Source organism: Paenibacillus tundrae (assembly GCF_030812775.1).
Lineage (GTDB): Bacteria > Bacillota > Bacilli > Paenibacillales > Paenibacillaceae > Paenibacillus > Paenibacillus tundrae_A.
The window spans coordinates 211457-233328 of the sequence record NZ_JAUSTI010000003.1 but is presented as its reverse complement, the minus strand read 5'-3'; the positions used below and the strand labels follow the sequence as shown (position 1 = coordinate 233328).

Here is a 21872-nt window from a genome sequence, read left to right as displayed (position 1 = left end):
CCTCCCTAAATTGTGCTTATTGTAATTTCTGAATTCGGTCCCATTGGCTTACGATATCTATAACACGAACACCAAAGTTTTCGTCGATAACGACAACTTCTCCCTTGGCGATCAGCTTGTTATTAACTAAAATATCGACAGGTTCGCCGGCTAGTTTGTCAAGCTCGACAATTGAACCTTGTGATAGTTCCAATATATCCTTAATTTGCTTTTGGGTCCTTCCTAATTCTACGGTGACTTTAAGGGGAATGTCCATCAATAAATTCAAATTGTTTTCATCAACCTGACTGTATGCACCATTTTGCAAATTAGCAAACTGTACAGGCTGTACATTTACATTCCTATTCGGTACACCGCCGTAGTGCTGTGGTTCACCATAATGCGGCTGTGGTGGCATAGCATATGGTTGCTGTGGTGGCATTCCATACGGTTGCTGTGGCGGCATTCCCTGAGGCATTCCTTGCGGCATCCCCATTGGTGGTTGTCCATAACTGTTATAATCCTGCGCTGGTGGCTGCGGTGCCGCCTGTGGTGGCATCTGCTGCTGTACCGGTGGTTGTGGTGGAGCTGCCGCCGGTGTTGGTGCCTGAGGCTCTGGCGTCTGTACAGGCTCTTGTGCCGCTGGAGCAGGTGTATTCGCTGTAGACTCCTGTGCACCGCCAATCAACAATTCAACCATGTGCTTCGCGAAATGAACAGGAAGCAATTGCATGAGATTGGAATCAATCAGATCACCAATCAACAACCGGAAGGATACTTGAATGAGAGTCTCATCTTCTGGAAGGTTGCTTACACCCTCACCACTTTCCATGTTGAGAATATCAATCCCTGGAGGAGAAATATTCACGAAACGATTAAATATCGTAGACATGGATGTAGCAGAAGAACCCATCATCTGATTCATAGCTTCCTGCACAGCGCTGATATGAATTTCATTCAATTCCTCATCCGCTGGATTGCCCTCGCCCCCAAGCATCAAGTCAGCAATAACTTGAGCATCGCGTTTTTTGATAACGAGCGAGTTAATTCCTTCGAATCCATCGACATAATTGACATGGACGGCAACATGAGGTTTAGGGAACGCATCTTCAAATTGTGATCGGCTAATCGCCGAAACCTTAGGTGTTGTAATATCCACTTTGAGTCCCAATAAAGTGGACAAAGCCGTTGCTGCACTGCCAAATGTAATATTACCAATTTCACCCAGTGCATCTTGCTCCAGCTCGGTTAAGAAATCGTCAACCGTTTTCTCCGCTGGTTCAGAGCTGTTGATCGATTCAGATTGCCTGAGCAAAGCATCAATCTCGTCCTGGGATAAATAATCCTTACTCGTCAAATTCTTCAACTCCTTCGGTGACAATCTCGTCTATTTGTATAGCCACACGATCTTTAATCGTTCCCGGACTACCCATATACTTCAGCCTGTCGCCAACTTTAATGGATAAGCCCTCCTCAACCGGTTTGTTTAACGTAATGACGTCCCCAACCGATAAACCCAAAAACTCTGAAATGGAAATTTTGGACTCTCCAAGTTCGGCCACCACTGGCAATTTAGCCTTATTGACACGTTCCCTAAGAGCTTCATACTCTTCTGGGGCTCTGGTTTTTTTCTCGGAAACAAACCATTGGTGCGTAGACAGACGTGACATAATGGGTTCAAGAACGACATGCGGGATACACAAATTGATCATACCTGTTGTGTCACCGATTTTAGTGCTCAGTGAGATCAGCGCAATCGTTTCATTGGGTGATACAATTTGCATGAATTGAGGGTTAGTCTCCAACGCTTCCAATTTGGGTGAGATATCCATCACCGTTTTCCATGCTTCCTGCAAGCTTTCAAATGCCCGGCTAAAAATCCGCTCCATAATGGTTGTCTCAATTTCAGTCATTGAAGCTATTTTGGCAGGTGCACTGCCCGTTCCACCAAGCAGCCGATCCAGCATTGCATAACCAACGTTAGGATGTACCTCCATAACCATTCGACCTTGCAAAGGCTCGGCCTCAAAGATATTTAATATGGTCATTTTGGGTATCGAACGGATAAATTCATCATAGGGCAATTGTTCAACCTGAACGACATTGATCTGAACGAACGTCCGCAGTTGGGCTGAAAAATAAGTGGTGAGAAAGCGTGCAAAGTTTTCGTGAATCCGGGTCAAGCTTCGAATATGATCCTTTGAAAAGCGCACTGCCCGCTTAAAATCGTAAGATCTAATTTTCTTCTGAGTTTCTTCCTTTTTCAATTCCTCAGCATCCATCTCACCTGAGGAAAGTGCTGCTAATAGGGCATCAATCTCATTTTGTGATAATACATCCACCATGTTCTCACCCCCTTACAGGTTTACAGCGTGTTCTGTTCATATTACATAGGTACCATTAAGAAATCAGTGAAGCTAGTACTGCTCAATTTCGGTTCTGGTAAGGCAGTATTAATTAATTCTGTAAGCTTGATGTTAAAATCAGAACGGCCTTTAGCTGTTTTTAATTCTTCTGGTTGTGTATCTGCTAGGGTCTGAATAATAATCGGTTTTACAGTAATTTCTTTGATCTTCTCAAATTCTTCTTTTGATTTAGCATCTGCTAGCTCAAAGGATAACTTCGCTTGTAAAATGTGATTTGTATCTGCTAGATTCGTTTTTATGTCTGTAATTTCTGATGTTACTTCGACAATCTCATCTGCAGTCTTCTTCTTCTCTACTACAGCAGCAGACTTATGTGCATCAGCGTTGTTCCCGTTCTGAGTTTGCATAAATACAAACACAACCACCGCAATGAGTGTTATAGCAAGCAGGCTCATTGCAATCCAGGGCATCATCTTTTTCATCAGGATTCCTCCGTTTGTTGCACTTTGATGGTGGCCGCCTGAACCCCAATTTCACGGTTGTATTCTTTAATTTTGGAAATGACTTCATCCGCTTTTTCCAGCACAATGAGTCTCTTTCCTGTGACAAGAGTTATATACGTATCTGGCGTCTCTTCAACGATCTCCACCATCAGCGCATTCAACCACATAGGAGAACCATTTAACCGCGTCACCGAAATCATGCTAAGCCCCCTTATTCAGTGTGGGGGAACCCATTCCCCCACACAATTAAAAAACTGCTAAACCGTTATTAACGCTTCAGGTTAACAACTTCTTGAAGCACTTCATCGGATGTGGTAATGATTCTTGAGTTGGCCTGGAATCCACGTTGAGCTACAATCATCTCTGTAAATTCACCTGTCAAATCCACATTGGACATTTCAAGCTGACCAGCAATGATTGCACCAGTTCCATCTTCAGCACTGTTGGCTGTCAGTGGGTCAAGCGCACCATCCGGATTCGCATTGGCTGTCATACGATACAAGTTGCCTCCGATTTTCTCCAAACCTTCTGGATTGACTACCTTACCAATACCAAGCTGTGCACCAGCTTCAATCGTGCCATCAGCCATCGTCTGATTAATCGTTCCATCTTGACCAATGGTGAAGGACACAACATCATCTCCAAGGGTAATGTTAGCACCACCATTATCCAGTACAAACAATCCATCAGATGTCAACAGGTTACGTGCAGCATCAATATGGAAATCACCAGCACGAGTCAAATAAGGAACCTCTTGATCCTCACTGAGGCGTACCAAGAAGAATCCATCCCCGTTAATCCGCAAATCTGTAGGATTGTTCGTTGTCATCGGACTACCTGCCAAGTGCAACGTATCAATTGAACCAATTGATACCCCAAGTCCGATTTGTTTCGCGTTCACACCACCAGTTGCATCTCCTGGAGCAGTTACCCCAGCCGTTGTTTGGCTCATAATATCTTTGAACATAACGCGGCTACCTTTAAAACCAACCGTATTTACGTTCGCAATATTATTACCAATAACATCTAGCTTTGTTTGAAAACCCCGCATCCCGGAAACGCCTGAGTACATTGATTTCAACATTTTAAAAAAGCCTCCCAGCCATAATTTGGTTTACCGCATCAATCGGTCAGCGGCATTCCGGCTCCCGAGAAGGGCCAGCCGGTTAAGAAATAATGACAGCACTATCAATTTGAGTGAATACATTGTTCTTCATACTTTCACTATCCATGGCAGTTACGACGGTGCGATTTTTGACGTTAACGATAAAAGCTAAATCCTGCATCAAAATCAGAGACTCCTTGGCTCCCTTTGCAGCAGCCTTATCTAGGGCAGTACCAATTTGTTGCATTTGCTCACTTTTCAGCTCGATGCCGCGTTGTTCCAATCTCTTTGCAGCGTGATTACTTAATTTTAGAAGATTATCTTCCAACACCTGGGCAAAGGGGCGCTCTGGCGTTGTGGATAAATCCCCCTGCTTGGATCGACTCAGCAAATTTGGTGTATTTATCCCTGTGTATAACTGCCCAACCGTTATTCGTTCACTCATAACAAGTTCTCACTGTCATCCGTTGGCTCGATTGCTTCTGGATTAACTGGGCTTTCGTTTGTATCTGACACGATATCCGTAGCGTTTTGAACCTGAGGTTCATTTTGCTCCGGCTGGTTCAGATCAATTGATTCTGGTTCCTTCGGATTGGTTACCTGAATAATCTCATCTAGTTTGATTTCGTCATTGCCCACTTTAGCGTACTGTACACCATCTCGAACAACGATGGAATCTACAATGCCCTGACGAAGCGTTCCGTTATCTGCTTTATTAGAAGAAAGCCAACTGATCTCTCGACCAATCATGCCAGACACAGCTCCTAGGGATTGGTTCAAAGTCTTGAGTTGTGATGAAATGTTAACCAATTGTTCAACCGAACTGAACTGCGCCATCTGAGCGATAAACTCTTTATCCTCCATGGGCTGCATCGGATCTTGGTTCTGAAGCTGAGTAATCAAAATTTTGAGAAACTGATCCTTCCCTAACTCCTTTGTTGCAGCACTTGTCGTTGCTTTATTCGCTGCCGAGTAGTTAGGCCAGGTATTGTTGGTTGAAACGATTTCATTAGCCATATAATCACCTCATTTCTATTAAGCTTCTGCTGTAAACGAATCCCGTTTAAGCTCCTGACCCTCTACTTGCTCGCTGCGCCAGTTACGCAATTCTTCTTGGATCCCTGCTGCGGTTACAGCATCATCGGACTGCTCTTCACGCTCACGCGAACGACGTTGCTGCTGGGAGTTACTTCCCGGCTGACGTCCACCATCCTGATACATTTGAGATCCCAGTGAGCTGTTCTGTGTTACTTCAAGTCGTTCTACTTGAATTCCTTGGGCCTGAAGTGAACTACGTAACTGCATCATCTGCTGTTCAAGCATATCTTTCGCCATGGTATGTTCTGTCATAAAACGAGCAACCAATTGTCCGTTCTGTAACGTGATCTGAACATCCAACTTACCTAAATGCTCCGGACGAAGTGAAATCGTCGCTTCAGAGAATCCATTCTTCTGAACAATATCCAACTTGTTCACAACGAATTGCGTCATTTCTTTAGCAAACTGTGATGCTTGCATAACAGGCTCCGCAGGTTTAGCTGCAGATGTACCCGAAGTACGCATGGATAACTCACCAGCTGTGATTACAGTCGAATGATCTAATTCTACATCTGTGCTCGCTGATACTGATGCATTCGTTCCTGTCTCCGTTGTCGCATGAATAGCTTTACCTGCTGTAGAAGCAATAAGAAGTTGAGAGATCACTGCATCTTGCTTATTCAGCGCTTGTGCTGTACTCGCTTGAGTAACATGTACATTCTGTTCCTTCATGGTGACTAGGGTATCCACAATTGATTTCAGATCTGACCATCCCTTACTACCACTTAAATCCACGCCTGAGTTCTGTAAATGATTCTGTAAATTCTGAAGGAGATTCTTAAACTCACTCGTGTTTTTATTAAGGGTGCCATCTGGATTAACCAAGTTTGTCGCCATTTGTGTAAGAGCATCCTGCAACACAAACCGAGCTGCTGTCGGGTGTTCCGTCAGGTTGATAGCTGTTACGGCTTTCAATGCTTCTGGAGCCGCATCGCTATCCGCCGCAGTTCCACTCTCTTGCTCTGTACCATCAGCGATCTGTGCATACATCTGCTGAATGAGGGTTTGGAGTTCCGCAAGAAGTGATGGATCTTGCTCAATTGCATCATCTAAAGTTTCCAAGTCGCTGAACAAAGAATGAAGTATATCTGCTAACGAGGTTTGCTCTCCTTCTTCGCTAGATACCAAAGCTATTCTAAGTGGATTTACACTTAACATCCCAGATCCTGCCACATTACTTCCTTCTGTAGTTCCTCCATTCAAAGATGCTGCGAGGGTTTGCATAAATTCTCCCCCTGGTGCCGCAACAGCTCCCTTTGCTTGGGTTCCTGTCGTTGAAGTCGTTGCCGTTGCTTTCGATGAGGATGCAGTAGTCATTTGATATACGATCGACATATGTTCTCACCTCCTTTCAAATGTTCAAACACATGTTATAAAGATGATGCACCGATTACTTGTTTCCCATCAGTCTGTTTAAAATTTTGGCTGTTTCCACTGAATTTTCGGTGGACATATTTTCAAGCAGTTGCGAACGAGTGGCATCATCCACTGAGTTCAAAATGGTCAACGTTTTATCCGGACTGAGTTTGTATGTTTCGAGCAGTAGTTTCGCACCACTTGAAGCTGACATACTAGCAAATGTTTGACTCAGTTGGTTTTTGTCTAGATTCTTCGAGGTAGTTGTAGCCGCTGCCGTTGTTGTTGCTTCTTTATTCAATCTAGATTGCAGTGCATCAATGGCCAAATCGCCAGATGGTTTGGCATCCTTCATCATCATGGTCACATCTGCAGCCGTTTTGGGATCCATTTTCTCAAGCACTCTAGTCCGAGGTGTAGATTGCATTGCACTGAGCAGAAGCACCATTTCTTCATTGGTCATGTTTTGCAGAATCGGTGCTGCTTTACTTGGACTCATGTCTGCGTACATCTTAGCTAAATCTTTGATTTGTTTTTGGTAATCAGACTCTGACTCAGGAGTGGCTTGTGCAGCCGTTTCTGCAGCCTGCTCAGCTTCGTCCAATTTCTTTTGCAAATTGCTAGCTTTCTGTGTTTCTGTAGCCGTAGCATCCTTAGCTGCTTGAAGCTCCGTATCCTTTGCAGCAATTTGAGATTTGAGCTTTTCGATTGTCGCTTCAGCACTTTCCACTTGCTTCTCGCTCTTCTCAAGCTTCTCTTTCTCTGGATCTAACACAGGTTCAGGTACCCAGTCCTTAACAACTGGGATTTTATTAGCAAAATCAAGCAAATTATTGCGAATATCTACATTAAATAGGGTGAGTAACACCCCAAGCAGTACAACGGTGAATACAATTGGAATGGAGATCATCAGAAACTTCTCCCATCCACCGCTTGACTCTTTTTCCATGTCCTCTGTGTCTCTTACAGCCATCGTTTATTCCTCCCTCACGAGGGCAACCTCGCTTCCAGACTTCTATTACATTGCCCGTCCGGCTTTTGCAGCGAAGCGTACAGTAGCCATCTCGTCCAGATCATTCTGTTCACGGAGGAGCATCTCCTGCTGAAATTTGATCTTGGCCTTGTCTCTCGCTTCAAGCCATACTTTTTCGTCAACCATTTTGCCGTTCAGAAACGTTTTATTCCGTTCTACATTGACCTGGGCATGCTTAACATCTGTATTTTTTCTACTAATACATTCATCTAGGTGATGAACATATCGTTGCATTTCTTGTAGGGAAGATACAGAAGCTGTGCTTTCCGTTGCCGTTTGGATCACTTGGATCAGCTCATTTTTATCATTCAAAAGTTGTAAAAGGTGCTCTTCTTCCGTCTGAAGTTTACCGATGGCTGTGGATAACATCCACTCCGCTTGTGTTTTCTCATTGCTCTTCAGGTCACAAACCTTCTGGAAATGATATCGAAATTTCATCGCTTACTCATTCATCTCCTTGCAAACTCAAGAATCAAACGTTCCTGTACTTCACTCAGTGTCACTTTTTCATCTACTTTTTGTTTGGTAAAATTCCAAATGTTATCAATCTGATCCATCGACTCATCGATCGCAGCATTGGAACCTCTCTGATACGCTCCAATGTTAATTAAGTCCTCGGATTCTTTATAAACAGCCATTAATCGCTTCATATTATTCGTTGCTTCGATCTGCTCCTGAGGTGCAATGTCCTTCATGACACGGCTGATACTCGCAAGTACATCGATGGCTGGAAAATGACCTTTGTTCGCAATGGCACGGTTCAATACAATGTGGCCATCCAGAATACCCCTCACTGCATCCGCAATCGGTTCATTCATATCATCACCATCAACAAGAACTGTGTAGAAGGCGGTAATTGAACCTGTCGGACCCGTTCCTGCTCGCTCTAGCAATTTCGGAAGGCTAGCAAAAACAGATGGCGTATATCCTCTCATGGCAGGGGGTTCACCAACAGCGAGTCCAACTTCCCTTTGTGCCATTGCATAACGTGTCACAGAGTCCATCATCAGCATGACATTCATGCCTCTATCCCTGAAATACTCTGCAATCGTCGTCGCAATGACCGCTCCCTTAATCCGAATTAAGGCAGGTTGATCGGAAGTCGCTACGATCACGACAGATCGTTCTAATCCTTCTGGCCCTAGATCCCGTTCGATAAAGTCTCGAACTTCACGTCCCCGTTCACCTACAAGCGCAATTACATTCACATCAGCAGCTGTATTCCGAGCAATCATACCCATTAATGTACTCTTACCGACACCAGATCCTGCAAAAATCCCGACCCGCTGACCTTTACCAACGGTTAGCAGTCCATCAATGGCACGAACGCCAACTCCCATTGTCTCTAGTACTCTCGGTCGATCCATCGGATTGACGGGTGTATTCGAGGTGGAATACGTAGGCATTCTTGACGGTAGAAGTGAGCCATCGAGCGGCTGTCCCAAGCCGTCAAGCACTTTGCCAAGCAGTTCAGAACCCACTTGTACGCCAAGCGGTTTGCCTGTTCCTACAACATCACAACCTGGCCCGATCGACTGCAATTCTCCTAAAGGCATTAACAGTACTTTGTTATCTCTGAAGCCAACAACCTCTGCCTGAAGTGGCTTAGCTGATTTTCCAGGGTAGATGTAACATACGTCACCGATGCTTGCATCTGGCCCCTCAGATTCAACCATTAATCCGATAACCTGAGTCACTTTTCCGTTAACCCGGACAGGGTCAAAACCTTTTAAATGTTCCATATAACGCTGTGAACTAAGAACCTTCATGTTGATTTCTTCGCCCCTCATCCTCAAGTGCTAAACGGATCAGTTCCTTTTTAATCTCAGTTAATTGGGTATCAATACGGGCATCCACACTTCCGAAGGAAGAACGGATGACACATCCCTTGTCTTTGACGGTTGCATCAGGCAAAATCTGCAGTTCAGCTTGCGAGTCAATTGCGAGCGATAACTCTTCCCGTGCTGCTTGCACAAAAGAGAACTGATCTGGTGCTACACATAGCGTGATCATTCCTTGTTCCCGTTTACGCGACAGATTTTGACGAATTAATTCAAGCATTTGTTCTGGCTCCACAGTAAGTTGCATATCAATTACCTTCTCTGCAATACCGCATGCTAGATCAACCAGAAATGGTTCTGCTTCTTGAATAATCTGATCTTTAGCAACATAAGCCTCTTCAAGAACTTCACGAGCTTCTTTCATCATCTCTTCGATCTGCACTTGGAGATCCAGTTCAGCCTGTACTTTACCTTCTTCAAACCCTTGCTGAAAGCCTTGTGATCGCATCGCTTCAGTAAGATGTTCATCCTGCATGCGTTGTTCCTGCCACCAGCTATCAATCTGCTCACGGGCTTCTTGAAGCAAACGTTCCGCCTCCTCAGAAGCTTCTCGCACCTGCTTTTCTGCAAACTCCTTCGCATCCTCCAGCATCTCTGCAGTGAGTCGTTGTGACTCCTCGTCTACACGTGCTTGCAGTTGTTCTGCTTCAGCACTTTCATCTCGTTCCATTTCAAATTCCGCTTCAGAATCTCCATAATGATGATGATTCTCTAGTCGTTTGCGGTCATCCACCGGAACATACTGGAAAGATTTAATCAAATTAGACAATGATATCATCTCCTCCACCACGAGCGATAATGATCTCACCAGCTTCTTCCAACCTACGAATTGTACCTACGATACGAGTCTGTGCTTCCTCCACATCACGCAATCGAACAGGCCCCATGAACTCCATTTCTTCCTTGAACGTTTCGGACATCCGTTTCGACATATTCCGGAACACCGCATCGCGCACTTCCTCGCTGGCCACTTTGAGTGCCAACTGCAGATCTGCGTTGTCGATATCGCGAATAATTCGTTGAATCGAACGGTCGTCGACGTTGACGATATCCTCGAAGACAAACATCCGTTTTTTGATCTCTTCGGCAAGCTCTGGATCTTGTATCTCGAGAGAATCCAAAATCGTACGCTCTGTACCTCGGTCTACACCGTTCAAAATCTGTACGATTGACTCGATACCACCAGCATTTGTGTAATCCTGCGTAACAGTCGAAGACAATTTTTGCTCCAACACTCGTTCCACCTGAGCGATAACTTCTGGAGAAGTACTATCCATGACCGCAACTCTTCTCGCCACATCAGCTTGTTTTTCCTGCGGTAAGGAGGAAAGAATCGCTGCAGCTTGCTCGAATTGCAGATAAGACAGTACCAAAGCAATCGTTTGTGGACTTTCGTTTTGAATAAAGTTCAAAATTTGATTCGGATCCGCTTTGCGAGCAAAGTCGAATGGTCTAACTTGTAGTGTAGCCGTTAAGCGATTAATGACTTCGAGAGCTTTTGAGGATCCCAGAGCTTTCTCGAGAATCTCTCTTGCATAGGTGATACCGCCTTGAGAAATGTATTCCTGAGCAAGGCAGATCTGATGAAATTCAGCCATAATCATGTCTTTTTCCGCGGCATCCACTTTACGAACGTTGGCAATTTCCAACGTCAGTTGTTCTATTTCCTCATCACGAAGATGTTTGAAGATTTGTGCCGATACCTCTGGACCAAGTGTAATGAGCAAAATTGCTGCTTTTTGTCTTCCGCTTAGTCCCTGATTGCTTGCCTTTGCCAATGCGTCCACCTCTATTCGTCAGCCAGCCATGTACGCAGCAGATTGACGAATTCGTCTGGCTTTTTCTTCGCCAAACTCTCCAATTGTTTGCGCACCTGACTTTCGTTCGTTACACTGTCCAACGTTATGGACGGGAACTCGGTTGCTACTGGAAGAGGGATTTCCTCTTCTTCTTCTTCATCCTGTTTGCGGCGACGGCGTACGAGCAGGATCACAACGGCTGCGATCAATGCTGCAACCAGTCCACCTATGCCCCATAGCATTCCTGTTGAAAGTGGGAATCCGGTATCCGCTGTATCTGTAGTCTGGAATCCTTGAGAAATGACAGATACTTTCTTAGCTAGATCCGCGTCAGTGATAACCGTGCCTGTGTCAGCAAGTGAAGCACGAACGATATTCACCAAGATATTTTCAATCGCATCTTGAACCGGTGCTTGCAATTCTGTCTGACCTGCCGGTGGTTCAACAGCCACGTTAATGGTTAAGTCTTTTACAGAATATGGACTTGCCACAATATCTTTAACAATTCGGTTAACATCGTAATTTTTAGTACTCGATGATTCTTCGGAGGTTGAATTTCCTGTCGCATCAGCCGATGGGTAACCAGGAACTTCTTCCTGCCCCGTACCAGCTACGCCACCTGTAGGTGTACTTGCTCCGGTATAACTCTTCTGAATCTCTTGTACGCTAATCTCAATACCTTTCATATTTTCCACATCGACTGGCTGAACGAGATTTTCTTTTCTAGTTTCCTTGTCAAAATTCAAGGTAGAAACGACAAGAACGTTAACTTTTTCTTCGCCTACGATTTGTGAAAGGAATTGCTTCACGTTGTTACGAACATCATTTTCAAACTTTTTCTGCAGTGCCATGTTTTCTTGAACTTCAGATGACAAGCCACCACTGCCACCGCGGGCTGATGGAATCAGCTCTGCTTCATCCGTATTCGTAATCGTAATATTCTCTATCGGCAGATTAGGAATAGCCGTTTTTACCAAATTAAAATACCCATCAACTGCTGCCTGATTTGGGTGATAACCCGGTTTGAATTGGAGGGCTACAGATGCGGACGCTTTGTCTTGCTCTTCTAAGCCAGCGAAGATGTTATCCTTTGGCATATTGACGAGTACCTTGGCATCCTGAATCCCTTGCATCCGTTGAAGCAATTGCTCCACTTCTCCGTTTAACGCACTATTGTATTTCACATCAAATTCTTTATCCGTCATCCCAATCGGAGACGAGGATTCTGAGAATGCTTTATAACCTAATGAACCGTTCTGTATGATGCCTTGTGATCCAACATTTACTTTCGTAATAGCAACATCCGTACTAGGAATGGAAATGGATTTTCCATCTGCACTTAGTTTATAAGGAATATTGGCTGAATCTAGGTATGCAATAACTCCTGCCGAATCACTAGAGTTCAGATCTCTAAAGGCGACCTCATATTCCGTTTTGGAGAGTTGCATGGTTAGAACAACTGCAGCCATGATTAAAAATAAAAAGGTAGATACCAGTAATACCTTCTGTTTTTTGCTAAAACTATTCCAGTACTGAACCGTCTTGTCTTTGTACTGGGCGATTCTCTCATTCACTCTGTCACCCCATCCGAAACTTTGCTTAGTCTGTCCCGAAGCAACTTCTGTACGTCATTAGTTACAGAATAAACGTTAGCTTTTAGGAGCAGCATCACGCTGCTTGTTGTAATGATCAGCGCTGTTATCGAAGCGCAAGGCGTGCTATTTTACAATTGCGTACGCATAATTTCTTGGTATGCTTCGACTACTTTGTTTCGGACCTGAGTCGTCAGTTGCAAACCCAGTAGAGCTTGTTCTGATGCGATCATCACTTGATCGACGTTCACTTTTCCAACCAAAAACTGGTTAGACATTTCATGCGCTTGAGATTCCTGTGCAGCTACGGAGCCTAACGCTTCTTGTAAGTATGTACCGAAGCTCTCAATAGTTTCGGCTGGTGTTGAGGGTTTGCTAACGGAAGCATTTTGCATCTGGAGCGGTTGAATCCCCTGTGTGTTAAACATGTTGTTCTGAATCATTAATGTCCCTCCCCTTCATCTCTTTCTTCAGCTTAAGAAGAATTTAATTTCATTCCTGTTTAACTAGGCTCTACCAATCTCCAATGCCTTAGATATCATGGCTTTAGTTGAATTCAAAGCAGTAACGTTAGCCTCGTATGACCGCGAAGCAGAGATCATATCAACCATCTCTTTCGCAATGTCGACATTAGGCATAAATACATACCCGTCCGCATTTGCATCTGGATGTGTTGGATCGTATACAGGCTTGAGCGGAGATTGATCATCACGAATCTCAGAAACTCTAACACCCTCTCCCGTTCCACCGTCTCTCATTTGGCTTTGAAGCATGCTGCTAAACGAGGATTTGTTAGGCTCAAGAACAACCATTTTCCTTTTATAAGGAACGGCTTCCCCATTAACTACACTGGCACGCGTTGTCTCTGCGTTAGCAATATTGGAAGAAATCACGTCCATTCGCAAACGTTGAGCCGTTAGAGCCGATGCACTAATCCCAAAGCTATTACTGATGTTCACTTTAGCTATCTCCCTTCAACGCCAACACGCATCATTTTGATCTGTTCATTTACTTGCTGGATATAAGCACTGTAGCGCAATTGGTTGTCCGCCAGAAGACTCATTTCTCTGTCGATATCGACATTATTCTGGTTATTATTCATCGATGTAGAATGATCCAAATTGACTACTGGTGTAGGTACGGAAGAGGAAGGGCCTATGACAAAATGCCTTGAATCCGTTACTTTCCCTCTAAGAACAGGGGTATCTCCACCCATTTGCTGCTGCAACATTTCTTCAAAAGCGACGTTAGAACGCTTAAAGTACGGGGTGTCCGCATTTGCTACATTGTCTGCAATCGTACGTTGTCTCATATTCGACGCATCAAGTGCACCTTGTAACCTCTGGAAACTAATATCATTCAAAAGATTCATATTTTCCCTCCTCTCCTTAGAAATTATGGAAAAAGATTGCATCTTCTTCCTTTTAATCGCTTATGTTTTTTCGACAAAAACATTCGCTTTTACACGTTTTTCTAGGACTTAAGTAGAATTAACTCTGATGTTGTCGTATATGATAAGTTTCTTCGAGATTGGGATTTATTACAATAAGAAAAAAGCCCTATCTTTTCTGTAATAGAGGGCTTTTTGTGTATTTTCTGCAAATTATGATTTTTTTCGTAAATGATGAGGCCCAAAACAAAAATTATCTAATATCCAATCATCCTGCACTTAAACATTCTTAAAATAAAAAAAATGGTTCTTCCCCTAGTTTCTTACGCAACCTTTACAAAATAGCTGCATGATTGATTAGCTCATCCCTTATGATGATATAGCTAATCGCCGATATAATAAGGTTTTTCCATTAATCCCACTTTTGGGACAGCATTTCTGTGTAATAAAATTTTGACTTAAAAACGATCTTTGTTACTTCAATTCTTCTCTTTTTCCACAACACTTTTTTAACAATTAGTAACTTGTATGTAGATTGATTTCTTGGAAAGTAGTTTGGTATTCCAGAAATTTCTCCAAACCCACTTTTTGCACATTTGCGCAATTTTTCTCTCATTCTTCATAAAACCTATCGTCAGACTTGGTTAAAACAAAACCCTTATATTGGAAGAGGTTCCACACCTGAGCACGCTATAACTCTACTTTTGTCGAGCGAATTATGCCCGATCTGCGGCACAAGTCCTATATGTCACTCACCAAAAATCTACTTACACCTAATTATCGGTTCTTTACCTTTGTTTAATTAGCTGAATTTGTTAAACAAGATCTTTTCGGTCAATACAAAAAGACGGTACACCTCAGAATAGACAGCACGCTTACAAGCCATTGTAGGATTGTCATATCCACCAATAACTTAAAATGTGATTGTTTATCCATGTATACCGTCATTGTCTAATCGATGTCAAAATTGCAAGTCAGCTATAGCTGATCTATAGAATGTACTGGCTCAGATCACGATCCAGAGCGATATCATTCAATTTCTCACGAACATACTCTGGCGTGATTACCATACGCTCTAACGTGAGCTCAGCTGCCTCAAAGGACAAGTCTTCAAGTAGTTTCTCCAGAATTGTGTGCAGACGACGTGCGCCAATATTCTCCGTATTCTGGTTTACGGACTCTGCAAGTTTAGCAATCTCTCGAATGGCTTCGTCCGAAAACTCAATTTCAATATTCTCTGTACGCAATAAATCGACATATTGCTTCGTTAATGCATTTTTCGGTTCAGTCAATATGGATACAAATTCATCCAGTGTGAGGCTATTTAATTCTACACGAATCGGGAATCGCCCCTGAAGCTCTGGAATCAGATCTGAGGGCTTAGCCACATGAAATGCTCCTGCAGCCATAAACAGAATATAATCGGTTTTGACAGGCCCGTATTTAGTCATCACAGTTGAACCTTCAACGATAGGCAGAATATCCCGCTGTACACCTTCACGTGAAACGTCAGGGCCACTTCCGCGTCCTTGGCTGGCTACCTTGTCGATTTCATCAATGAAGATAATTCCGGTTTGTTCTGCTCTGCGGATTGATTCCTGGGTCACGTCATCCATATCGATTAATTTGCTTGCTTCTTCCTGAATGAGCACTTTTCGAGCTTCTTTAATAGCCAATTTGCGTTTCTTGGTACGCCGAGGCAACAAGCTACCAAACATCTCCTGCATGTTCATTCCCATCTGATCATTACCCTGACCAGCAAACATATCCATCATGTTAGGTGTTGTATCCTCTACATCAATCTCTATAACATCGTCCTCTAGCTTGCCTGATAACAGCTCAAATTTAATCTTACGGCGGCGCTCAGCCACATTTGTATCTGGCTCAGCTTCTTCTTGCTCAGGGACATGATTACCATTATTCCCAAAAATCATCTCAAATGGATTCCGCTGATTTTTGGATTTGGATTGTGAAGGAGCCAAAATATGTACAATTCGCTCGTTGGCAGCTTCTTCGGCTTTGTCTTTTACCTTTTCTGTCCGCTCCAATTTAACCATGCGCAAGGACGTTTCGATGAGATCACGCACCATGGACTCAACATCACGACCCACGTAACCCACTTCAGTAAATTTCGTTGCTTCTACTTTAACAAACGGAGCGCCCACGAGCTTAGCTAACCGACGGGCAATCTCTGTTTTACCTACACCTGTAGGTCCAATCATCAGAATATTTTTTGGTACAATATCATCCTGGGTTTGCTCGGGTAGCAAGCTACGACGATAACGGTTACGAAGAGCCACCGCTACGGATTTCTTGGCTTGTTTTTGACCAACGATGTATTTATCGAGCTCTGCAACAATTTGTCTAGGTGTTAGCGCTTGTGATTGCATATAGCTTCCCTCCTACTGGTATACTTCATTTTCAAACCTATTCATGACCCAAATTAGGGAGAACCCCGCAAAACATGAGGAAAAATGACCGGGGTCAGGCTCCATTTTGCGGGGTTATATTACAACTCTTCTACAATGATATTCGTATTAGTGTACACGCACAATTCTGCTGCAATTTGGAGTGATTCACGCGCAATATCCTTGGCTTCCAAATTGCCTGCATGTCGTTTCAACGCTCGTGCTGCGGATAGAGCGAAGTTCCCTCCTGATCCTATGGCAATAACATCATCATCTGGCTCGATGATCTCGCCACCACCAGAGATGAGCAACATACCTGTTTTGTCCATAACGATTAAGAGCGCTTCAAGCTTACGGAGTATTCGATCCTGTCTCCAGTCTTTGGCAAGCTCTACAGCAGCCCGTTGTAAATTACCATGGTGTTCCTCTAACTTACCTTCGAATTTCTCAAAGAGTGTAATCGCATCTGCCACGGAGCCAGCAAAACCAGCAACGACCTGTCCGCGATACAAACGTCTTACCTTTTTGGCGGTATTCTTCATCACAACACTTTGCCCCATGGTCACTTGACCATCTCCAGCAATCGCTGCCTTGCCATTATGGCGCACTGCACAGATCGTAGTGGCATGAAATGACATATCCATGATATAGCCTCCCCCACGAATAATTTATACGCGTTCAGGAACGGTTAGACCTTCTGAAGCAGCAAACCGAGCAATTCCATCCAATGCACGCTGAGCAAGAGCTTCATTCTTTTCCTTTTTGTTGCGTATCTTCGTTTCCAGTTTCGGCAACAAACCAAAGTTTGCATTCATAGGCTGGAAGTGTTTAAAATCAGCAGTCGTAATATATTGTGCCATACTACCCAGTGTTGTTTCTACTGGCAGTACTACAAGTTCCTGACCAAGAGCCGCTTTTGCAGCATTCATACCTGCAATGAGACCTGATGCAGCCGATTCGACATATCCTTCAACACCTGTCATTTGTCCAGCGAAGAACAGGTTAGGACGGTCTTTAAATTGATATGTTGGACGCAACAATTTCGGAGAATTAATAAATGTATTGCGATGCATCACGCCGTAACGTACAAACTCTGCATTTTCAAGACCAGGAATCAATGAAAATACACGTTTTTGTTCTCCCCACTTCAGATGTGTCTGGAATCCAACTAGATTATACAACGTTCCTGCAGCATTATCCTGTCTAAGTTGAACTACCGCATGTGGGAGTGTTCCTGTATGTGGGTTAACTAGACCTACGGGCTTCATCGGTCCAAACAATGCTGTTTGTTTACCACGTTTCATCATCACTTCGATTGGCATACAGCCTTCAAAGTAAATCTCTTTCTCAAACTCTTTTAATTGCGCGACCTCCGCGGTAATCAATGCATCGTAGAATACATCAAATTCCTCTTCTGTCATCGGACAGTTCAGATATGCCGCCTCTCCCTTATCATAACGGGAAGCTAGGTAGACCTTATTCATGTCGATAGAGTCTTTTTCAATAATTGGTGCAGCTGCATCATAGAAGTAGAAGTATTCCTCTCCCATGAGTGCTTTGATCTGCTCCGATAATGCAGGAGATGTCAAAGGCCCTGTTGCAACAACGACGATGCCATCTTCCGGAAGGGAAGTCAGTTCCTCATTAACAACCTCAATTAAAGGATGCTGTTGCAGCGTAGAAGTAATCTCCCCTGAGAACCCATCCCGGTCAACCGCAAGAGCTCCACCTGCTGGTACAGCATGCTTATCTGCCGCTCCAAGAACAAGAGAGTTAAGCATTCTCATTTCTTCCTTAAGAACACCTACTGCATTGGTGAGACCGTTAGCACGCAGTGAGTTACTGCATACCAGCTCTGCAAATTTATCTGTATGATGAGCCGGTGTTTTCACAACCGGTCTCATCTCGTATAGTTTCACACGTACACCGCGACTCGCAATCTGCCAAGCTGCTTCTGTTCCTGCCAGACCTGCTCCAATAACCGTTACTTGTTGTTCGTTAGTCAAAATCATTTACCCCCATATATGCTAATCCGCTGATTCCTCGTCTGTTTCTTCCACAGGTTCCTGATGGTCACAAGACGTACATTGTAATCGTGTTCCTTGTTTATTGCGCTTCTCAATCATTAACGAACCGCAGCTTGGACATGGCTTCGCTGATGGCTTATCCCACGAGACAAAATCACATTCAGGATACTTGTCACATCCATAGAATACACGTCCCTTTTTGCTCCGTCGCTCTACAACATGTCCTTCCTTACATTTCGGGCAAGTCACGCCGATATCCTTAATAATCGGTTTGGTATTCCGACATTCCGGGAAGCCAGAACAAGCCAAAAACTTACCAAAACGGCCAAGTTTGTAAACTAAATGTTTACCGCACTTCTCGCAGATTTCATCAGAAACTTCATCTTCAATCTCAATTTCCTTCATTTCTTCTTCTGCAAATTCAAGTCGTTTCTCGAAGGATTCGTAAAATTCCGCAAGAACCTTGACCCAATCCTCAGAGCCTTCTTCTACATGGTCAAGGTCACCTTCCATGTTGGCAGTAAACTCTACATTAAGAATTTCTGGGAAAAACTCTTCCATCTGTTCTATGACAAGCTCACCTAACTCTGTAGGCATGAATTTCTTTTCCTCGATCGCAACATACCCGCGCTTCTGAATCGTTTCCAGCGTTGGCGCATATGTACTCGGACGGCCTATGCCCAGTTCTTCAAGAGTCTTAACCAGCCTAGCCTCGGTATAACGCGGTGGTGGCTGTGTGAAGTGTTGTTTCGGCTCGATCTCCTGTTTCTCCAGTACATCTCCATTTTTCAGCGGAGGAAGCAGGCGATCTTCTTCTGTTGTACCGTCATCGTTACCTTCCACATATACCTTCATGAAACCTTGGAAGCGAACTTTGGAGCCCGCAGCGCGGAAGATCGTATCTCCGACAGCAATATCAACAGACAGTGTGTCTAGAATAGCGGATGACATCTGACTTGCGACAAAACGTTCCCAGATTAATTTATATAAGCGAAATTGATCCCGGCTCATAAATGATTTAATCGAATCCGGATCACGCAAAATGGACGTAGGACGAATAGCTTCATGCGCATCCTGTGCATTAGTTGCCTTTTTGGAATAGTTTCTAGGTGTTTCAGGCGCAAATGGTTCGCCGTACTTGCCAATGATGTATTCCTTCGCTTCTTCCTGTGCAGATGCTGCGATTCGTGTGGAATCGGTTCTCATATACGTGATGAGACCTACTGTGCCTTCTTTCCCCAGGTCTACGCCTTCATACAGCTGTTGTGCAACGGACATGGTCTTAGAAGCTCTGAAATTCAATTTACGAGCGGCTTCCTGTTGCAAGGAACTCGTCGTAAACGGAGCGGAAGGATTCCGGCTACGTTCCTTCTCTTTCACTTCTTTGACCGTAAAGTCAGCGCCTTCGATCTGTTTCAGGATCGCCTGCACTTCAGCTTCGCTACCCAGTTCGGTCTTGGTGCCGTTCAACTGATGGAATTTAGCTTCAAATGGATTTCCGTCAGCGGTCAGCTTAGCGGTAATGCTCCAGTATTCTTCAGGTACAAAATCATCAATTTCATTTTCACGATCCAAAATGATTTTGACCGCTACCGATTGAACCCGACCAGCCGATAGTCCTTTTTTGACTTTCTTCCATAATAAAGGGCTAATCTTATATCCTACGAGCCGATCCAGAATACGTCTTGCCTGCTGCGCATTAACCAGATCCATATTGATTTTGCGCGGCGTTTTGAACGCATCCTTGACGGCTTGTTTAGTAATCTCGTTAAATACAACGCGGCAATCTTCTGTATCATCAAGTTCCAAGGCATGAGCCAAATGCCACGCAATAGCCTCACCTTCGCGATCCGGGTCAGCTGCGAGGTACACTTTTTTCACTTTCTTACGTGCATCTTTCAGTTCTTTCAAAATCGAACCTTTGCCGCGGATCGTAATATATTTCGGATTAAAATCATTCTCAACCTCAACGCCGATCTGACTTTTCGGCAAATCACGCACATGTCCCATCGAAGCCTTAACGATGAACTTGCTGCCTAAATATTTGCCAATGGTCTTCGCCTTTGAGGGCGACTCCACGATTACGAGTGAATCCGCCATAGGTCCATCTCCTCTCAGTCATGAAACTGCTTGGTTCCAATTCATAGTAATGCTCATCATAGCCGTTAACTTCCGTTAATAATCTATATTCACACGCTGCATACGTCACAGCATCGTCATACCCTTGCATATTTAGTTCCAGGTAATTGGCTAATCTGCTTTTTTATGATTAAAGATAACAGAACTGAATGCAAATGTCCAAAATCCCAATTAAGCCGTTCAACAAGTTGATCTAAGGACTGTTCCTCCTGTTCCAGTATGGCAATTACTCTCTGCTCGTCCGAAGAGAGGGTTGCCGGAGGAAACATTCCCGCTGTAACATCCTGTTTATTTTGCGTCGAACGTCCTCTATTGTAAGGAACTTGTTCGGGATTTGGCAAGTCCATTTGATACTCTTCTAACAGATCGGCTGCAGAAGTGACCAATTTTGCTCCCTGTCGAATGAGATTATGTGACCCTCTGCTCTTCGGCGATGTAATAGGACCTGGAACTGCAAATACATCTCTACCCGCATCCAATGCTGCATCAGCCGTTATGAGTGAGCCACTACGAATGTCAGCTTCTACTACCAACGTTCCTAGACTTAAGCCAGCAATAATTCGGTTCCGTTCGGGAAACAACCCCTGGTGAGCTCGAGTACCTGGAGGGTATTCTGACAAAAGCAGACCCGCTTCGGCAATGCGTTCAGCCAAACTATTATTTTCAGGCGGATAGATCGAATCTATGCCTGTTCCGAATACTGCAATCGTTTTGCCACCTGCACGCAAAGCAGCATCATGACACACGCTATCTATACCTCTAGCCAGTCCACTAACAATGGTCAAGCCTGCCTTGCACAATTCCTCAGCCAGTCGCTCTCCAACTTTACGACCATATACAGTCGGCATACGGGTACCTACCATCGCGATGGACTTAGAATGCAGCAGCTGCATATCTCCACGACCATACAATACCCATGGAGGCTGAACGGTTTCCTTCATTAAAATAGGGTAATTGGAATCCAGATAAGTTATAACCTCAATCCCCTGTTTGTAAACGTTCTCGCGTTTTTGATCTATCCAGTCAAGGTCAAACTGCACGGCTAGGCGATGCGCCTGATCCTTCCTCAGACCCGCCTGCAACCAATCGGCTTCCGTATAATCTAATAGATTTTGGAGCTTATGCTGTCCAGATAATAGCTTCGCGATCGTTTTCTTACCGACCCCATCCATCTCATGCAAACCAAATAAAACCCATCTCTCCTCCATAAACAAAAACCTCCCGATCCGGGAAGAA

Annotated in this window: 22 protein-coding genes; all 22 read right to left on the bottom strand. The window is 44.1% G+C overall.

The window, feature by feature from the left end; genetic code table 11:
• Positions 1-16 precede the first annotated feature (16 nt).
• A complete protein-coding gene (gene fliY, locus J2T19_RS06825; RefSeq protein ID WP_307214246.1) occupies positions 17-1336 on the bottom strand; it encodes a flagellar motor switch phosphatase FliY in 1320 nt (439 codons plus the stop codon).
• The gene (gene fliM, locus J2T19_RS06820) at positions 1326-2324 is read right to left on the bottom strand and encodes a flagellar motor switch protein FliM (protein WP_307214245.1); all 999 of its coding nucleotides are present in this window, start codon (positions 2322-2324) and stop codon (positions 1326-1328) included. Before fliM ends, fliY begins: the two co-directional genes overlap by 11 nt.
• Positions 2325-2365: 41 nt before the next feature.
• Positions 2366-2827 (bottom strand): flagellar basal body-associated FliL family protein, encoded by a 462-nt coding sequence (locus J2T19_RS06815; RefSeq protein ID WP_307214244.1) that lies wholly within the window; start codon positions 2825-2827, stop codon positions 2366-2368.
• On the bottom strand, positions 2827-3048 hold the full coding sequence (locus J2T19_RS06810) for a flagellar FlbD family protein (RefSeq protein ID WP_056700597.1): 222 nt from the start codon (positions 3046-3048) through the stop codon (positions 2827-2829). Before J2T19_RS06810 ends, J2T19_RS06815 begins: the two co-directional genes overlap by 1 nt.
• 68 nt (positions 3049-3116) lie before the next feature.
• Positions 3117-3932: a flagellar basal body rod protein FlgG gene (flgG, locus tag J2T19_RS06805; RefSeq protein ID WP_307214243.1), complete on the bottom strand. Its 816-nt coding sequence runs from the start codon at positions 3930-3932 to the stop codon at positions 3117-3119.
• 82 nt (positions 3933-4014) lie between these two features.
• Positions 4015-4398 carry a TIGR02530 family flagellar biosynthesis protein gene (locus tag J2T19_RS06800; RefSeq protein WP_307214242.1) on the bottom strand — a complete coding sequence of 128 codons (384 nt, stop codon included), beginning with the start codon at positions 4396-4398 and terminating at the stop codon, positions 4015-4017.
• Complete coding sequence (locus J2T19_RS06795; protein WP_307214241.1) at positions 4395-4970, bottom strand: flagellar hook capping FlgD N-terminal domain-containing protein; 576 nt, start codon at positions 4968-4970, stop codon at positions 4395-4397. The genes J2T19_RS06800 and J2T19_RS06795 overlap by 4 nt, the downstream gene beginning before the upstream one ends.
• Positions 4971-4988: 18 nt before the next feature.
• Complete coding sequence (locus J2T19_RS06790; protein WP_307214240.1) at positions 4989-6386, bottom strand: flagellar hook-length control protein FliK; 1398 nt, start codon at positions 6384-6386, stop codon at positions 4989-4991.
• A gap of 55 nt (positions 6387-6441) precedes the next feature.
• Complete coding sequence (locus J2T19_RS06785; protein WP_307214239.1) at positions 6442-7380, bottom strand: MotE family protein; 939 nt, start codon at positions 7378-7380, stop codon at positions 6442-6444.
• Positions 7381-7425: 45 nt separating this feature from the next.
• Positions 7426-7878, bottom strand: a complete 453-nt coding sequence (gene fliJ / locus J2T19_RS06780; RefSeq protein WP_056700584.1) for a flagellar export protein FliJ — start codon at positions 7876-7878, stop codon at positions 7426-7428.
• Between the two features lie 11 nt (positions 7879-7889).
• Positions 7890-9209, bottom strand: coding sequence for a flagellar protein export ATPase FliI (fliI, locus tag J2T19_RS06775; RefSeq protein ID WP_128101398.1), 1320 nt, complete (start codon positions 9207-9209; stop codon positions 7890-7892).
• Positions 9196-10050, bottom strand: a complete 855-nt coding sequence (locus J2T19_RS06770) for a FliH/SctL family protein (protein ID WP_307214238.1) — start codon at positions 10048-10050, stop codon at positions 9196-9198. Before J2T19_RS06770 ends, fliI begins: the two co-directional genes overlap by 14 nt.
• Positions 10043-11059 (bottom strand): flagellar motor switch protein FliG, encoded by a 1017-nt coding sequence (fliG, locus tag J2T19_RS06765; protein WP_056700579.1) that lies wholly within the window; start codon positions 11057-11059, stop codon positions 10043-10045. Before fliG ends, J2T19_RS06770 begins: the two co-directional genes overlap by 8 nt.
• An 11-nt stretch (positions 11060-11070) precedes the next feature.
• On the bottom strand, positions 11071-12654 hold the full coding sequence (fliF, locus tag J2T19_RS06760) for a flagellar basal-body MS-ring/collar protein FliF (RefSeq protein WP_307214237.1): 1584 nt from the start codon (positions 12652-12654) through the stop codon (positions 11071-11073).
• 149 nt (positions 12655-12803) lie between these two features.
• A complete protein-coding gene (gene fliE / locus J2T19_RS06755; protein ID WP_056700575.1) occupies positions 12804-13115 on the bottom strand; it encodes a flagellar hook-basal body complex protein FliE in 312 nt (103 codons plus the stop codon).
• A gap of 63 nt (positions 13116-13178) precedes the next feature.
• Complete coding sequence (gene flgC / locus J2T19_RS06750) at positions 13179-13631, bottom strand: flagellar basal body rod protein FlgC (RefSeq protein WP_239289536.1); 453 nt, start codon at positions 13629-13631, stop codon at positions 13179-13181.
• 5 nt (positions 13632-13636) lie between these two features.
• Positions 13637-14044, bottom strand: coding sequence for a flagellar basal body rod protein FlgB (flgB, locus tag J2T19_RS06745; RefSeq protein ID WP_307214236.1), 408 nt, complete (start codon positions 14042-14044; stop codon positions 13637-13639).
• A 1007-nt stretch (positions 14045-15051) separates the two neighbouring features.
• Positions 15052-16452, bottom strand: coding sequence for an ATP-dependent protease ATPase subunit HslU (gene hslU, locus J2T19_RS06740; RefSeq protein WP_307214235.1), 1401 nt, complete (start codon positions 16450-16452; stop codon positions 15052-15054).
• 119 nt (positions 16453-16571) lie between these two features.
• Entirely contained in the window at positions 16572-17114 is a 543-nt protein-coding gene (gene hslV / locus J2T19_RS06735; RefSeq protein WP_056700565.1) for an ATP-dependent protease subunit HslV, read from the bottom strand.
• Positions 17115-17138: 24 nt separating this feature from the next.
• A complete protein-coding gene (gene trmFO / locus J2T19_RS06730; RefSeq protein WP_370874826.1) occupies positions 17139-18482 on the bottom strand; it encodes an FADH(2)-oxidizing methylenetetrahydrofolate--tRNA-(uracil(54)-C(5))-methyltransferase TrmFO in 1344 nt (447 codons plus the stop codon).
• A 15-nt stretch (positions 18483-18497) separates the two neighbouring features.
• Positions 18498-20597 carry a type I DNA topoisomerase gene (gene topA / locus J2T19_RS06725; protein WP_307214234.1) on the bottom strand — a complete coding sequence of 700 codons (2100 nt, stop codon included), beginning with the start codon at positions 20595-20597 and terminating at the stop codon, positions 18498-18500.
• A 116-nt stretch (positions 20598-20713) separates the two neighbouring features.
• Entirely contained in the window at positions 20714-21844 is a 1131-nt protein-coding gene (gene dprA, locus J2T19_RS06720; protein WP_307214233.1) for a DNA-processing protein DprA, read from the bottom strand.
• Positions 21845-21872: the final 28 nt, after the last annotated feature.

Bases quoted from the DNA above. Each gene is read 5' to 3' on its own strand.
- fliI (WP_128101398.1), bottom strand. From the start codon at position 9,209: ATGAAGGTTCTTAGTTCACAGCGTTATATGGAACATTTAAAAGGTTTT.
- fliM (WP_307214245.1), bottom strand. From the start codon at position 2,324: ATGGTGGATGTATTATCACAAAATGAGATTGATGCCCTATTAGCAGCA.
- J2T19_RS06815 (WP_307214244.1), bottom strand. From the start codon at position 2,827: ATGAAAAAGATGATGCCCTGGATTGCAATGAGCCTGCTTGCTATAACA.
- hslV (WP_056700565.1), bottom strand. From the start codon at position 17,114: ATGGATATGTCATTTCATGCCACTACGATCTGTGCAGTGCGCCATAAT.
- topA (WP_307214234.1), bottom strand. From the start codon at position 20,597: ATGGCGGATTCACTCGTAATCGTGGAGTCGCCCTCAAAGGCGAAGACC.
- fliE (WP_056700575.1), bottom strand. From the start codon at position 13,115: ATGATTCAGAACAACATGTTTAACACACAGGGGATTCAACCGCTCCAG.
- J2T19_RS06800 (WP_307214242.1), bottom strand. From the start codon at position 4,398: ATGAGTGAACGAATAACGGTTGGGCAGTTATACACAGGGATAAATACA.
- J2T19_RS06810 (WP_056700597.1), bottom strand. From the start codon at position 3,048: ATGATTTCGGTGACGCGGTTAAATGGTTCTCCTATGTGGTTGAATGCG.
- flgG (WP_307214243.1), bottom strand. From the start codon at position 3,932: ATGTTGAAATCAATGTACTCAGGCGTTTCCGGGATGCGGGGTTTTCAA.
- fliJ (WP_056700584.1), bottom strand. From the start codon at position 7,878: ATGAAATTTCGATATCATTTCCAGAAGGTTTGTGACCTGAAGAGCAAT.
- flgB (WP_307214236.1), bottom strand. From the start codon at position 14,044: ATGAATCTTTTGAATGATATTAGTTTCCAGAGGTTACAAGGTGCACTT.
- trmFO (WP_370874826.1), bottom strand. From the start codon at position 18,482: ATGATTTTGACTAACGAACAACAAGTAACGGTTATTGGAGCAGGTCTG.
- J2T19_RS06785 (WP_307214239.1), bottom strand. From the start codon at position 7,380: ATGGCTGTAAGAGACACAGAGGACATGGAAAAAGAGTCAAGCGGTGGA.
- J2T19_RS06790 (WP_307214240.1), bottom strand. From the start codon at position 6,386: ATGTCGATCGTATATCAAATGACTACTGCATCCTCATCGAAAGCAACG.
- J2T19_RS06795 (WP_307214241.1), bottom strand. From the start codon at position 4,970: ATGGCTAATGAAATCGTTTCAACCAACAATACCTGGCCTAACTACTCG.
- hslU (WP_307214235.1), bottom strand. From the start codon at position 16,452: ATGCAATCACAAGCGCTAACACCTAGACAAATTGTTGCAGAGCTCGAT.
- dprA (WP_307214233.1), bottom strand. From the start codon at position 21,844: ATGGAGGAGAGATGGGTTTTATTTGGTTTGCATGAGATGGATGGGGTC.